This is a genomic window from Exiguobacterium sp. s133 (assembly GCF_018618595.1).
In the GTDB taxonomy this organism is placed as follows: domain Bacteria; phylum Bacillota; class Bacilli; order Exiguobacteriales; family Exiguobacteriaceae; genus Exiguobacterium_A; species Exiguobacterium_A oxidotolerans.
The window spans coordinates 308,017-322,478 of the sequence record NZ_JACSMK010000003.1 but is presented as its reverse complement, the minus strand read 5'-3'; the positions used below and the strand labels follow the sequence as shown (position 1 = coordinate 322,478).

General features: G+C 48.2%; 15 protein-coding genes. 11 read left to right on the top strand and 4 right to left on the bottom strand.

Features of this window, described 5'->3' with window-relative positions; genetic code table 11:
- Positions 1 to 88: 88 nt before the first annotated feature.
- Together KNP96_RS06570 and KNP96_RS06565 are read right to left on the bottom strand one after the other, a co-directional pair.
- Positions 89 to 742: a DUF2268 domain-containing putative Zn-dependent protease gene (locus KNP96_RS06570; protein WP_214769689.1), complete on the bottom strand. Its 654-nt coding sequence runs from the start codon at positions 740 to 742 to the stop codon at positions 89 to 91.
- 72 nt (positions 743 to 814) lie between these two features.
- Positions 815 to 1,033 (bottom strand): hypothetical protein, encoded by a 219-nt coding sequence (locus KNP96_RS06565; RefSeq protein WP_214769686.1) that lies wholly within the window; start codon positions 1,031 to 1,033, stop codon positions 815 to 817.
- A gap of 149 nt (positions 1,034 to 1,182) precedes the next feature.
- On the opposite strand from KNP96_RS06565, the gene KNP96_RS06560 reads away from it, so the two are divergent.
- From KNP96_RS06560 to KNP96_RS06550, 3 genes are all read left to right on the top strand, one after another.
- Positions 1,183 to 1,923, top strand: coding sequence for a hypothetical protein (locus KNP96_RS06560; protein ID WP_214769683.1), 741 nt, complete (start codon positions 1,183 to 1,185; stop codon positions 1,921 to 1,923).
- 17 nt (positions 1,924 to 1,940) lie between these two features.
- Entirely contained in the window at positions 1,941 to 2,648 is a 708-nt protein-coding gene (locus tag KNP96_RS06555; protein WP_214769680.1) for an AAA family ATPase, read from the top strand.
- Positions 2,649 to 2,822: 174 nt separating this feature from the next.
- Complete coding sequence (locus tag KNP96_RS06550) at positions 2,823 to 3,143, top strand: antibiotic biosynthesis monooxygenase (protein ID WP_214767482.1); 321 nt, start codon at positions 2,823 to 2,825, stop codon at positions 3,141 to 3,143.
- A 42-nt stretch (positions 3,144 to 3,185) separates the two neighbouring features.
- Here KNP96_RS06550 and KNP96_RS06545 read toward each other — a convergent pair whose 3' ends face one another.
- Together KNP96_RS06545 and KNP96_RS06540 are read right to left on the bottom strand one after the other, a co-directional pair.
- Positions 3,186 to 4,184 carry a FecCD family ABC transporter permease gene (locus tag KNP96_RS06545; RefSeq protein ID WP_214767485.1) on the bottom strand — a complete coding sequence of 333 codons (999 nt, stop codon included), beginning with the start codon at positions 4,182 to 4,184 and terminating at the stop codon, positions 3,186 to 3,188.
- Entirely contained in the window at positions 4,184 to 5,191 is a 1,008-nt protein-coding gene (locus KNP96_RS06540) for a FecCD family ABC transporter permease (protein WP_214769677.1), read from the bottom strand. Before KNP96_RS06540 ends, KNP96_RS06545 begins: the two co-directional genes overlap by 1 nt.
- Before the next feature lie 104 nt (positions 5,192 to 5,295).
- Here KNP96_RS06540 and KNP96_RS06535 point away from each other — a divergent pair, with 104 nt between their 5' ends.
- From KNP96_RS06535 to KNP96_RS06500, 8 genes are all read left to right on the top strand, one after another.
- Positions 5,296 to 6,780, top strand: a complete 1,485-nt coding sequence (locus KNP96_RS06535) for a helix-turn-helix domain-containing protein (protein WP_214769674.1) — start codon at positions 5,296 to 5,298, stop codon at positions 6,778 to 6,780.
- Positions 6,781 to 6,867: 87 nt separating this feature from the next.
- On the top strand, positions 6,868 to 7,785 hold the full coding sequence (locus KNP96_RS06530; protein WP_214769671.1) for an ABC transporter substrate-binding protein: 918 nt from the start codon (positions 6,868 to 6,870) through the stop codon (positions 7,783 to 7,785).
- A 94-nt stretch (positions 7,786 to 7,879) separates the two neighbouring features.
- Positions 7,880 to 9,607: an IucA/IucC family protein gene (locus KNP96_RS06525; RefSeq protein ID WP_214769669.1), complete on the top strand. Its 1,728-nt coding sequence runs from the start codon at positions 7,880 to 7,882 to the stop codon at positions 9,605 to 9,607.
- Complete coding sequence (locus KNP96_RS06520; RefSeq protein WP_162288269.1) at positions 9,564 to 11,213, top strand: IucA/IucC family protein; 1,650 nt, start codon at positions 9,564 to 9,566, stop codon at positions 11,211 to 11,213. Before KNP96_RS06525 ends, KNP96_RS06520 begins: the two co-directional genes overlap by 44 nt.
- Positions 11,200 to 12,408, top strand: a complete 1,209-nt coding sequence (locus KNP96_RS06515) for an AMP-binding protein (protein WP_214769665.1) — start codon at positions 11,200 to 11,202, stop codon at positions 12,406 to 12,408. Before KNP96_RS06520 ends, KNP96_RS06515 begins: the two co-directional genes overlap by 14 nt.
- Positions 12,405 to 12,659, top strand: a complete 255-nt coding sequence (locus KNP96_RS06510) for a hypothetical protein (protein WP_214769660.1) — start codon at positions 12,405 to 12,407, stop codon at positions 12,657 to 12,659. The genes KNP96_RS06515 and KNP96_RS06510 overlap by 4 nt, the downstream gene beginning before the upstream one ends.
- A complete protein-coding gene (locus KNP96_RS06505; protein ID WP_214769656.1) occupies positions 12,659 to 13,657 on the top strand; it encodes a DUF6005 family protein in 999 nt (332 codons plus the stop codon). Before KNP96_RS06510 ends, KNP96_RS06505 begins: the two co-directional genes overlap by 1 nt.
- Entirely contained in the window at positions 13,605 to 14,432 is an 828-nt protein-coding gene (locus KNP96_RS06500; protein ID WP_214769654.1) for a sugar phosphate isomerase/epimerase family protein, read from the top strand. The genes KNP96_RS06505 and KNP96_RS06500 overlap by 53 nt, the downstream gene beginning before the upstream one ends.
- Positions 14,433 to 14,462 lie beyond the last annotated feature (30 nt).

Genomic DNA, 14,462 nt, shown 5'->3' with positions numbered 1-14,462 from the left:
CTCGGCGTCGTGTAAAGCAGGTGATTTTTTTAAAACGATTGTTGATTAAAGCACAATAGACGGTCTGCCTGATCAATTCAAAACCGCTTTAATGTGCCGTCAATTGTTTTGCATAACCGCTTTGCTCTAAAATATCGCCTGTCGGTAGATGCGTCCATTTTTCAACGGAAGTGTCGGGATTTTTCTGAATGAAGTCGGTCATAATCGTATTTCCGATTGCATAATTCGACCAACCGGGGATCTGCAAATCAGAATTGCCGTTCTGTAAGTCTGAAAATTTGGCGTGATACGTGTTTACTTCATGCAGAACATGCTTAAAGGAATCGTCGAGCAGCGGTTCTGTCCAAGGTGGATTGACATCTGGATAGAGAGCTTTCGCAAATAAGTCCGCTTTTCCTTCCGAAATGATATTATCGGCAATCGATGAAATTCCAAGCTTTTCGAGTAAAACGGTGTGATGGTATTCATGGGCAACTGTATAGGCAAGCATCGATTGATCGACATCACAATCGATGTAAAGCACTAACAGGTTTTTGGCGAGTGCAATTCCTGTCACACCACCCATCCGTTTGTTATTCACGGGATTATCTGAATTAATTGGAGCGACTAGTATGACTAAATCGTTTTGGCGGGGTAACTGTTTCAATGCTTGTTGTAACGATTGTTTAATTTGTTGCTGTATCTCGGTTTGATGCTGCTGTAAGTAGGTGACATTTTCTTTTAAGTGTTTGAGATTGTTCATCGGTCGGTCGAGCGGATTATAGACGCCAAGCTGTTCCGAAACCTGCTCCTGCTCACGGATACGATCGTTTTCTTATAAAACGTATTTTTCGAACAGCGCTCCATTTTCAGTCGGGACTTTCAGTGCTGCATCGACATATGACTGATAGGCATCATACAGTGGGAGGATCTTAATTGTTTTATCATCTTGCGTGAAGGTAATACCCGTCGGCTTGGTTTTTTGTGCTTGCGATTCCTCGGAGCACCCGGCGAGTAAGCTGGTCAAGACGGCACTCACGATCAATCGTTTCATTCCGATCACATCCTTTCTTTTGGTCTGTGGGAGAACGTTCGAAGAAACCATTTTTTGAAACATTTCTTCTTTTGTTAGCGTATAGTAAGATAATGTAAGAATCAATTTGATTATGGATTTTATTGGATTACACACTAGGAGGGAACCGCGTGCGGAAAAGTTATGAATTCTTTTTGCTTTACAACAAAGAAATGTTCTTCAATAAGTTTGCTTATTTCTATACGCTCGCCGTACCACTCGTCATCATTCTCCTCAATCACTTCGACTGGTTCAAGGATTCCCCGACGTGGACGGTCTTTCAGTCGGCGATGATTCAATTCTTTGCGATCATGATTGTGTTGACTGCAATCAATGGAATTGGCATATCATTACTCAACCAACGGGAGAGCGGCTTTTTGAAGATGTATACGTTTTTGTCCGGGCAAAAATTCCCGGTCATCTTCGGACGTCTCATGTCGCAATGGTTTTTCCTCACGTTGAACATGTTCGCTGCCAGCCTGATGATGGCGGTTTTGTTTCATCAACCGTTGCTGAAGACCGTGCTGATGACCGGATTGCTTGCGCTCATCATCCCGTTACCGGTCTTTGCCTGTAGCCTGCTGATTGCAGCACTCCCATTGAAGCCGGAGACGATGACACCGCTCGGGACGATTTTAATTTTTGCCGTCTTCATTTTCATCGATGTATTTGAACTGACGGATAATCGATTGCTTGCGTATTTTTCATTCCTGAATCCGGCGAATTTAATCTTGAATGAAGCCCGCTTCCTGACAGGCAGTGTCAGTGACGGGATGATGGGCTTGTCGATTCTGACAGGTATCATGGTTTATTTAGTAGTCGGCTACGTTGCCTATCAGCGGTTGTCGATCACGTCAAAAACAAATCGTTAACGGAAGGGGACGGACAAATGCAACTCGGGACAATCGATTACAGCTATGATGAAAAACGGATGATTTTAGATAAAGCGGATCTTGATCTCGATCCGGAACGGTTGAACGTCGTGATTGGTTTAAACGGATCAGGGAAATCGACGTTGTTTGACGTCGTCGCCGGGGCGCTCCCGGCGGACGGGTTTCATCCGCCGTTTGAACGGGCGGAGATTCTTTATCAGTTGCAGCAGGCACCGCTTCCGCCGATGCTGAAAGGAAAAGATTTGGTCCGGTTGATTTTGAAAAGTGACCGGACGGAGCCGTTCCGTTCGTTATGGGATACATATGTCGCCTCGTTACGCGAACAGGAGCGAAGCCGGTTAGAGCGGCTGCAAGACTTACGGCTCGGTCAGATGTCAGCCGGTGAAAAACGCTGGCTGGTCATCCGGACGGTCTGTCATCTCGATCGTACACTCTACATCTTTGACGAGCCGACGGTCGGGCTCGACCCGGAGTCACGGCGTTTCGTCGTCGAAGCGATCGGTGCGTTACTCGACCGTCAAAAAATCGTATTATTGTCGACGCACATATTGCATGAAGTCGCCCACCTGCCGTGCAAGATGCATTTTCTCCATCATGGAAAAATCGTCTACAGCGGCTCCTATCATGCCTTCGTCGCGCGTTATGAAACCGATAATCCGGATATCGCGTTTGAGCGTTTCTTGGCGGAGCAACCAACCGCCTAAACTAACCTGTTCAAGATGCATTCGAACGCGAGTGTATCTTTTTTTTGCGTTGAATTACTCGAATTTCAAAAAAAAATGAAATAAAATTTAGTACGGGATTGACAATTTTAAGGAGTATAATGCTATATTGATAATGAAAATGAGATTCATTATCAATTGAGGAGAGTGAGACATATGTTTATCCAACTGAAAACCATTCGTGTTGAGCACGGCTACGCGGAGACAATGATTGAACGATTTGCAGGAGAAGGCATCATCGAACAGCAGCCAGGATTCGTTGATCTGAGCGTTTTGAAAAAAAAGCGGACACGCGGCGATGAGGAAGTCGTGATTTTAATCCGCTGGGAATCCGAAAAGGACTGGAAAGCCTGGGAAACAAGCGATGTCCATCTCGCAGGTCATCGGGAGCGCCGTGGTCAGCCGGCACCGTCCTATATACTCGATAGCAGTCAAGTATATTATGAGATGCTCGGTCAAAAAACGAAAAGTGTGTAACATGTGACCGATTCGTTAAAGCCTTGACGAATCGGTCACACTTCATTTACGAAAAAGCAATACGATAAAGTACGGTGCACCGAGAACGGCGATGACGATCCCGACCGGAATATCGGCCGGGGCCAACAGATTTTTTCCGATTAAATCAGCTAACAATACGAGTAGACTACCGACAAGCGCGGCAACCGGAATCAGACTGTAATGGTTCGGACCGACGAGTCGTCTCGCGATATGAGGGGCGAGCAGACCGATAAATGAAATCCCTCCGCCAGCCGCCACGCAGGCTCCAGCAAGAGCCGCAGCAACGAATAGAATACGTTTACGGGTACGTTCAACCTGAAGTCCTAAGGTTTGTGGCAGTGAACCGCTCAATTGCAATAAGTTCAACGAACGGCTTTGCATAAATGCGAGTGGGATGAAAAGGACGATCCAGGGCGTAAGCATGAAGACGGACGACCAATCTGCCTGCCAGATGCTTCCGGTCAGCCAGACGGTTGCTTGCTGGAAATCTCTTGGATCCATCTTCAACTGAAAAATGATTAAAAGGGCACCGCATAAAGCATTGATTCCGACGCCGACCAACAACAGGCGGGCAGGCTGTAGTGAAGTCGCTCCTGCCAGCCGATAAATCGTCCAGGCGACGAGTATTGCACCGAAAAAAGCGACGAATGGCAAAAGCGGGAGCTGATGTAAAGCGGAGCGAAAATAAAACAGGGTCATGACGACAAACAGCCCGGCACCTGCATTAATCCCGAGAATACCCGGGTCGGCCAAAGCATTGCGTGACATGCCCTGAAGCAGTGTCCCGGAAACAGCAAGACCTGATCCGATCAAGAGAGCCAGCAGCATCCGGGGCAGTCGCAGGTCAATCAGGACTAACCGTTCTGCATCCGTTCCTTGCCCGATTATGGTCCGGCTGATTGAACTGAACGAAACGGGAAGAATGCCGGTTGAGAGGCTGTATAAAAATGTAACGATAAGAAGAACACATAAGCTAAGAAACGTAAAACGTGATTTTTGAAGAGCGCTCCACATATCCATCAGATCGCCAACTCCTTCCGTCGTGCAAGGTAAAGAAAATAAGGAACCCCGATTACGGCCGTAATGGCTCCAAGAGGTGTTTCAAACGGGGGATTGACCATTCGTGCGAGTAAATCGGAGACAATGAGAAGTGTCATTCCGAATAATGCACTGACCGGCAGGAGAAGATAATAATTCGTTCCGACAAGAAAACGACTGATATGTGGAATGACAAGACCGACGAAACCTATGACACCAGCGATGGATACAGCACTCCCGGCAAGCAGGACGATACTGCAAAATCCGAGAACCCGGACTTTCGTTAACGACGATCCAAGACCTGCCGCGACCTCTTCTCCAAGCGAGAGAACGGTCATGCTTCTCGCGATATGTAAGGAAATCGCCATACCGATTAAGACGATGGGAAGAAGAACATGGACATGTTCCCACTTAGAGCCGGATAACCCGCCGGCATACCAGAAACTTAAATCTTGGGCAACTTGATGAAACAAAGTGATGCCTGTTGAAAGCGCACCGAACAATGCACTGAGTGCGGCTCCGGCGACGGTCAACGTGACAGGTGAAAAACGGCCACGTGCAAAAACCGTAATTAGAACGATGAGCCCTGTACCAAGGGCTGCACCGCCAAAAGAGAACATCAGCGAACTGAAGAAGGAATGGGCAGAAACAAAAGCGAGGGAAATCGCGACCCCAAGACCAGCCCCGTGGGTAATGCCGAGCAGGGATGGGTCGGCCAATGCGTTACGGGTCAATCCCTGCATCATCGTTCCTGACAAAGCCAGGGCAATTCCGACAAGTCCTGCGCAGATTAAACGCGGCAGGCGGACTTCTTGAATCAATTGGTGCTGCAGGTTATTGGCATCAAACGAATGGAACGATGCGAGGACTGTATCCGAAGAAACCGGAAAAGCTCCGTAAAAGAGTGATAATCCGCTACATAAGAAAAACAGAAAAAGCGTAATCAAAAGAACGATAGCTGTAGGGTGAGGGCGTACAGATGCATCCATAATCGTCTCTCCTTTTTAAATGAGAATTATATTCATTATCAACGCGATTAAACTTACATCGAATAGCAAATTTTTGTCAAATGTTTTTTTAGGGAGCAAACACTATGGAAGTGAATTTAAAGCCATTAATCATCCAAAAATACTGGTTGCTGGAAGGGGACCGGCAACCGGTCAGTTCGGGCATCATCATTGTTGTTGTCGGCAAGGTGTTTTTATATGACGGCCGCCAACGGCTACAACCGGGTGAAAGCGCCTGGGTCGATCAAACGCAGGAGGTACTGGCAGCTACGAAAGAGAGCAGTCTTGTTTATCATCTTGCCGTAACCGGAGACCGTTGCCCACTTTACCGGCAAAATCCGGAACAACTTCACGCACAGTTGCGAAGAATGAGTACGATTCCGACGACCGTCAAGGGGATGCTACGCCAACAGCGTCTCGTTTATGAGTTGCTTGAGACATTAAGTCACGAACAGGAAAAACATGTATTCGAACAAGTGACGAAAGAATGGCTAGAACAACTAGGCGATAACCGCCCCGTCAACGAACTGGCAGTGGAGCTCGGGATGTCTGTGCCGACATTTAATCGGCTGTTTAAGGAGCGATATGCCGAAACACCTAAAGCGTACTTAAATCAACTCCGCATTCGAACGGCGAAAGAGTGGATGCTGACGTCGCCGGACATGACGTTGGCACAAATCGCTCAAAAGGTTGGTTTGCAAGATGAATTTTATTTTAGCCGTTTATTCAAAAAGCGGACAGGTTCGTCTCCCACCCATTTTTTGAAGCGTGCTTCACCCCGCATCGGTATCGCCAGCCGTCTTTTATTGCAGGACCACTTGCTGGCGCTTGGTCTGCAACCGATTCTTGCACCAAGTTATCCGACGGAATACGGTGCGAGTGGCCTACCTGTATTTTTAACCGATTTGGAAGGTACCCAGTTTTATGACGCCAATCGCCCCGCACCGCGGGAAGTGTTTGAATCGATGCAACTGGATTTGATCATCAAGACACCAGATCTCGATAAACAGCATGATGTCAGCTGGTCGCCGCCAGAACACGTCCTCGAATTGCCCCGCCAGACGTGTTGGAGCGAGTATCTGCGTCTGCTGGCAATCGCAACAGATCGGGAAGAGCGCCTGGAACCGATTATGGAAGAGGTCGACCGGTTGGAACAAACCGTTCGGGAACGGATAGCGTGGCACCGGACGGGGACGTGGGCGGTAGTTTGGGTTCGCCCGGACGAGGTGCGGCTTTATGGAACGGGTCAGCATACGATGCTTGATTTTTTGTTTCACGATGTAGGGATGACAAGTGCGACCGGTTTACCGAAGACGGTTTACCAATCTGTCACATTATCAGAACTGAAAATAATTGAACCGGACAATCTATTGATTTTATGGAGCCAACAGACGGATATCGAACGGATTCAACATGATGCCGCCTGGCAAACGCTCAAAGCAGTCAGCACGCATCGCGTCTTTTGTCCGGACAGTGTTGACTGGGATCCATGGGGACCGCTCGGACGGATTCATATGTTACGCCAATTCCTGATTTACATCGAACAGGACAAACGATTGATTTGTCCATGAAAGTTGACGGGTTCGTCCATGTCGTTTTTAAGTGATAATGATTATCATTACTAATGAAGAACGAGTTTGAGAGGAGAAAAGATAATAATGAAAAAAATCATAGGGGTAACATCAGTCCTTGCGACATGTGCAATTTTAGCTGCATGTGGAGGGGAAGCAAGCGAACAGCCAGCTAAGCAGACAACAGCCGTCCATACGGTCGAACATATTTTCGGGAAAACAGAAGTTCCGGATAATCCGAAGAAGGTCGTCGTCTTATCGCACGTCTCATGGGAAGGCTCACTTGTTTCAGTCGGCGTTAAACCGTATGCGGTCATGGCGTATGACAATGAGTTTCCACCCCACTTGACGGAAGAACTGCAAGGAACGAAAGCCTTACCATATGCCGACGAAATTAATCCGGAAGAAATCGTTAAGCTCAATCCGGATTTACTGATCATCAGCGACCGTTACAAACCACTTTACGATAAACTGGCAAAAACGATTCCGACTGTCGCAGTCGAAGTCGGCGGGGACTGGAAAGAAGATCATTTGAAAGTTGCGGAAGCTGTCAACAAAAAAGCGGAAGGGCAGGCAGTCATCGATGACTTGTCGGAAGAAGCGAAGAGTATCGGACAACGCATCAAGGATAGTGTCAAAGACGAAACGTTTATGGCCGTATCGGTCAATAAAAAAGATATTCGCGTTTACGGTCTGACAAATCATGCGACAAACTCATTGTTGTTTGACGATATCGGATTAACACCGACGAAAGGTTTACCAAAAGATTTCGGGGAGAACATTTCCATCGAAGGATTGGCGAAATACAATCCGGACCATATCATCGATCTGTCCTACTTCAGCAGCGGTCCTTACTACGATGAAGTAACAAACGGAAAGGTCTGGAAAGGATTAACGGCATTTAAAAAAGATCAAGTTCATCAGCTATCAACGACATGGGGCTTCTGGGATCCGATTGAACGTGAAAAAGGGTTAAAAGAACTGGAAGACGTCTTACTGAAATAATCAATTACAGAGCAGGAAGAGGAACGGGGAAACCCGTTTTTCTCTTTTCTTACAATGAGAATCGTTATCAATTGATGGAAGGATAGTGGCAGTCATGACAACACGACAAGAACGTATCGATGAGATTGCAACCCGGGCAACGCTCCAGGCATTTGCGAATAGTTATCTCCGTGAAGTCAAAACAGTTGATTGGTTCATTCCGAAAGAGGAGGAGAGAGAGAAGTGCGGTAAGAGTGGTTGCCGAATTGATGTGACAACAGTCTATATCCTCGAAATCCGTCATCGTTCACGCATTGGACGACATGAAATCGGGCGGATTTATCGCCAGACTTCGAGCGGATGGGTGGAAGAAGCACCTCTTGTCTTCATCATAGCGTGTTGCCAACATCTTCAACGGCTTGTACCGGGATTAACGGATTTACTATACCGGGTCCTCGATAGCCATCGGGTGATGTGTCAAGTCATCACACATCAGTTGGACGAGACGACGCGAGCTCATACATTCCTTGAACATGAACAGACAGTTCGGTTCGGACATTGGTTTCACCCGACGCCGAAAAGTCGGGTGGGAATGCATGACTGGGAACAAATTGCATATGCTCCGGAATTTAAAAACGGTTTCCAACTCGATTATTTTGCCGTCGATCGGACTTTACTGATTGAGGAAAGTGCGACGGATCGGCTGATCAGTGAGCAGATGTGCAAGCAACTCGAATCAACGGTAAAACTTTCAGCTGGGGAAGCGCTTCTGCCGGCACACCCTATGCAAACTCAGTTTTTGTTGACGCAAACGACTGTTAAAGCATTAGTGGCACAGGGACGGATTCGCCACCTCGGGCAGCTCGGTCCACTGTATTATGCGACATCTTCAATCCGGACGGTTTTACATACCGACGGCCTGCACATGTTGAAGTTTTCGATTCCCGTCCAGGTAACGAATTCACGACGAGTCAACAAACGACATGAACTAACGGCAGGGATAGTCATGAAACGTCTCGCCGGGCATTTGACGTTGCCCCGAGGATTTTCAATTACGCATGATCCGGCATACGCCACACTTTGGACGGATACGGAAGAATCCGGTTTTGAAGTAATTTACCGGGAAGCACAAGCCGACGCGGTCAATGTCGCTGCACTCGTCCAGGAACCGCTGGAAAATGAACCTTCCGTTTTGATGTCGCTCGTCCTCGAAGCGAAACAAGCGGATCAGTCATTGGAAGAAGCTGCATGGGACTGGTTTGCAACGTATATCGAACTGACACTCGGGGCGTTGCTCGAGTTGTACGACAACTACGGCATCGCGCTTGAGGCACACCAACAAAACAGCCTGATTACTGTTGAACAGGGACGGCCTATCCGTTATCAGTTCCGCGATAACCAAGGGTATTATCTCGCCCTGTCCTGCGAAGAGAAATTATTGTCTTTGGAACCATCATTGGATCAGGCACGAGAACTGTTTTATGACGAGTCGACGATTGAGGAACGGTTAACGTATTACATGGTCTGGAACCATTTGGGCGGACTGCTTCACCGTTTTGACCGAGACGGACTCTTACGGGAACAGGACATGCTCGATTGGCTCGGAACTTGGCTTGATCAACGACAGCAAACATTGTCCGGTCCGGCTCAAGACTGGATTCACTATGTCCGCTCACGTCAGACGCTACCGTACAAGGCGAACTTGCTGACACGTCTGCATGCACTCGACGAGCTGGAAGTCAGCGGGGAGCGGGTCATCTTTATTGAAATCGCTAATCCATTACAACGGGAGGTCCCTCATGAGGCAAACGAGCGAACAACGTGTCTGCAAACAACTTCTTGAAGCACTTTTATTCGAACGGATCGAGCCGTTCAGTGAACATCCGCGACAAGACGGCAATGCGACGTTTCGATTCATCCGTCCCCCGTATGAACTGACGATTAACGGGAGGCGTGGGGCATTTGACCGGATTTGGCTCGAACTTTCTACAGGTGTGCTGACCAAAAACAATCAAGTTCAACCGATGACACTGGCGCAAATCATCGCGTGTTTTCAAATTAAGGATTCGCTCCGGCAAGAGCTCGAGCAAACGGTCGCGCTTGATGAGAGCTGTCCCGTCCCCATCGTTGCACGAACGCAAATGACATACAGTGCTTTAGAGCAGGCGTTAATCGAAGGACATCCGTATCATCCATGCTTCAAGTCCCGCATCGGATTTTCGCGCGCCGATCATTGGCGATATGGACCGGAGTCGGGACAGCGGTTTCGTTTACGGTTCGTCGCACTTCCGGCTACTACTGTCCACATGACACAAATGAATGGCGTGATGGAACAGGCATTCGGTCAAGCGACCCTTGAGTGCTTAAATGCACTTCTAATCCGCGCAACAAATGATTCCGCCGATTATCAAATTGTTCCGGTCCACCCGTGGCAATGGAGATGCGTCGGGATGGATGTCCTCGAGTCGGGCGGCATTGACCTTGGAGAAAGCGGTCCCCTGTTTCAAGCGACTCAATCAATCCGGACTGTTTTCCAACCAGGCGTACCGGATGCTCCGCATATTAAGCTCCCGCTTGATCTCATCCAGACGTCGGCGAGACGGACGTTTGACGTCCCGAGCATTGTTGCGGCACCGGTGTTATCCGATTGGCTGATCAGAAGAGCGGAAAAGCTTCCCGTAACGTTGCTCCGCGAATTCGCCAGTCAGGTCGTCGAGACGAAGGACGGAAAATTATCAGGCCGCATCGGCTGTCTCTATCGCGACAATGTCCTGACGAATGTCACAGCTGAGGAAACAGTCATCCCTTTTACGGCGCTTGCCCTCAACGAAGCGAACGGGGGACTGTTTCTTGACCCGTGGTTCAAGAAATACGGGATGGAACAGTGGGTAAAACAGTTTCTGACCGTTTATTTACAACCGGTCTTCCGTCTCGTCGCCGAAGAAGGGCTTGCTCTCGAAGCACATGCCCAAAATAGTTTACTCGTGTTAAAAGACGGCTGGCCAACGCGACTAATTTTGCGGGATTTTCATGATAGCGTCGAATATGTCGGGAAATTTGTCCGGCATCCGGAGGAGATACCTGATTTTAAGACCATCCATCCCGCTTTTAATTCGCCGGTCGGGACATATTACGAAATGAAAGACGTCGAGGCATTACGCGAGCTCGTCAGCGATACGGTATTTGTATTTCATTTGACGGAATTATCGCATCAGTTGGAGGACAAGTACGGCTTGAAAGAAACAACATTTTTCAAATGGGCTGCCGCGGTACTCGACCGACTCGAGCTGTCGCCGGATCGCTTTGCCGCCTTAGGATTCGGCGAAGCGACCATGTACACGGAGTCCCTCTTCGCGCGTAAATTCGAGACAGGGCAGTGCCGGCATCTTGTTTGCAATACATTATATACAAGGACGCAGAAGGGAAGCGAAACGCATGTTATACATTGAAGAGACGCTTTATACTGAACAAATGCTGACAGATCATCCCGTTTGCCAGTTAAGTTGGCTCGCTGACCCCGGGACTACAGTTGTTGCAGTTTGTACTAAAGACACGGCAGCCTGGATTGCCTTTTGTTTACTTATGAAAAGAACACAAGGAACGGTCGTACCACTTCATCCGGACTTACCGGAAGCCGGTGCACGCGATATGGCGGAACGAGCAGGGTGTGACTTTTTAATTTATGGTGATTTTCAACAACCGGTTCGATTGACGCAGGCAAAACCTCGTCCGGGAGGTCTGATTCAATTCAGCTCCGGTACGACCGGAGAGGCGAAAGTGATTCACCGGACATGGTTGTCGATTGAACAAGAAGTGACAGCATACAATCAATGTTTTCCGTTACCGCATGGAACAGGAACGATTGTCGCCTGTCCGACATCACATTCATTCGGCTTGATTTGCGGTGTCATGGCGACGCTATATCGGGGGGCAGTACCCGTCATTCTCGAACATACGGCACCGCGACATGTCTTGCGTGTCTGTCGGGCACATCCGGATGCGATTTTGTATGCGGGACCGGGGCTTGTCTATCTGCTCAGTCAATTTAAGCAGCGGCTATTTGCAGTGATGATTTCCGGTATGACGTTGCCGAATAGTTGGTTTGAAGCGATTCAGGACGTGACCGATCATCTTTTACAGCAATACGGATGCTCAGAAACCGGTTGCATCGCATTACACCCTGATCCGAAAACAGCGCAGGCGATTGGCTATCCGTTACCACATCTTCAAACGGAGGCTGGAACTATAAATCAACCGGCTGAATTGCTAGTCGAATCAGATGGAACCTGGACGGGTACGAAGGATTTGGTCGGAGCGTCGGAAAACGGCGAATTGTTCTTCTTCAGCCGGTTGGACGAAATGATAAATGTATCTGGTCTATCCGTTTATCCAGCAGATGTTGAAGATGTATTACTACGTCGCGCCGACGTCAACGAAGCCGTCGTCTTCAAGAAAAGTGATCGTCTGCAAGGCGAACGAGTCTGTGTCCAGATCGTCAGTTCGGCGACCGAGGAGACATTACGCTCGTTTTGCCATGCGCATCTTGCTCCACATCAATGTCCGACTGACTGGACGTTTGTTACGGAAATAAAAAAACTGCCGAACGGAAAAATCAGTCGAATCCGACTGGGGGTGACGTCATGAGTTCCTTCCTCGACCAGCAGACATTTCATCAAATCGTCGAGGCGCAACTCGATGTCATCTTACCGATCGTAGTGACGGGACAGGAGCGGCTTCGCGATGAACTGCAACTGGATTCGATGCGATTGTTGCAGTTGCTCGTTCATCTGGAGCTTGAATACGGTCTCGTTCTAGCCGACGAGCAACTCGGACAGCTTCCACAGATGACGGTTGAAATGTTCTTAGCTGCGCTAACAAAAAAGGAGGTGCTTTGATGATAAAAGTTCACTGTCTCGTCAGTTGTGTCTGTGAAACAATCAAGCGGTCGCAAGCAGATCATCGTCCGTATTATTTCGGGATTTGGGACGCCGACTTTGGCTTGACGTCCGATTTTGTTTTATCGCATCATGCCCCGGAGATTAATCATGAAGCGATGCTCGAGTGGTACCGGTTACTGTACGGGATCACAGTCCATCAGTGGTATGACCGGACCCTGTCACGGGCTACGAATATCATGAACCTCGAACGACTCATGAAAACGAAACGACCGGAACAATCGATTATCGTCATGCTGGATCTCGCGCAGTTACCGGAGCGGGAAAACAAGTTTCACCATGACGTATTTCCACATTATGTGATGCTTGAACCAACGGATGACGAAGAGACATGGCGGATGATGGACCCGGATTTTAGATATGAAGGTGAAATGGATCGCGTACGGATCATCCAGGCAATCGATCAGCCGACTGTCGCCGGAGGGTTCTGGTTTGACGGGAGTCACGTCAAACTTCCGGATCGGGAAACGGTCGCAGCTTACTTCATGAGTGGTCTCAAGCGGCACCACCCGTTGACGGAAGCAGTCGGAAAAATTGTCTCGCATCATAAGAAAACACCAAATCGCTTACCTTCTGCGCTAAAACAACTTCCGGTCATCGCGATCCGTAAATATGCCTATGAACATGCTTTTGCTTATTTTTATGAACAGTTAGGTCTCGATTTAGGCTCTTCCGATTTCGACGGGTGGTGTGATCGAATCGAACGACTCGTCAATCAATATACTGTCATCCAGCACCGAACAATTAAATACAGTATGACGTGCGATCCAGCTGTTTTGACTGAGATTCAAGCGTTGCTCGCAGATCAGACGATCTTAGAAGATACGATCAAACAACAGCTCATCGGATTATTTAACGAATACTGCCGGAAAGAAGGGGAAACAGATGAAAATTGCACTGTGTACCATCAGCTATCGCCATCATCTCCGCTCGTTTGACGACTTATTATCCTACGCATTGGCGGAGCAGTTTGATGCGTTAGATGTTTGGGGGGTTCATGCGAAGCATTTACAGGACGATGAAATATTGCGTTTACGCGAGCATGCTATAGAGGTCAGTATGCTGAGTCATTATCTATCGTTTGACGCACCATTATCGGTGTTGCTTGAACAGACGAAAGCGTTATCCCGTTTAGGACAACGAATCGGAACAAGGCGTATTCGGATTTTTGCGGGCAACAAGTCAAGTCAGCAGTTGACCGAACCGGAACGGGTCCGGCTCGTCTATCAGTTGCAGGGCGTTTGTAAGGTTCTAGATCAAAGCAAGCAACTGCTGTTAATTGAAATTCATCCAAATACGGCAGCGGACACGATTGAATCGACGGAACGGTTAGTACGCGAAGTGAACCATCCGGCTTGCCGGCTGAACTTTGATGTGTTGCATGTCGTCGAATCAGGTGCTGATCCGGTCACTGCTTACCGTCGTCTTGAACCAGTCATCGAACATCTTCACTTGAAGTCGATTGCCCGGACGGATCAATTCGAAGTCTTTAATCCGGCAAACGTATATGCGGTAGGTGGAACACGTGACGGTATGGTACCGCTGTTTGATGGAATCATTGATTACGAAAGATTTTTCGAAGAACTGAAGCAAGCGTTAACATTGAAAACGGCCAGTCTTGAATGGTTCGGTGATAGTCCGGATGAACAATTAAAAACAGATTGTCGTAAAGTACGCGATGTATTAGAAAAATCACAACTGCAGTTCATGTAATGGTCATACAGATCAGCGTTTAAGAAGCGG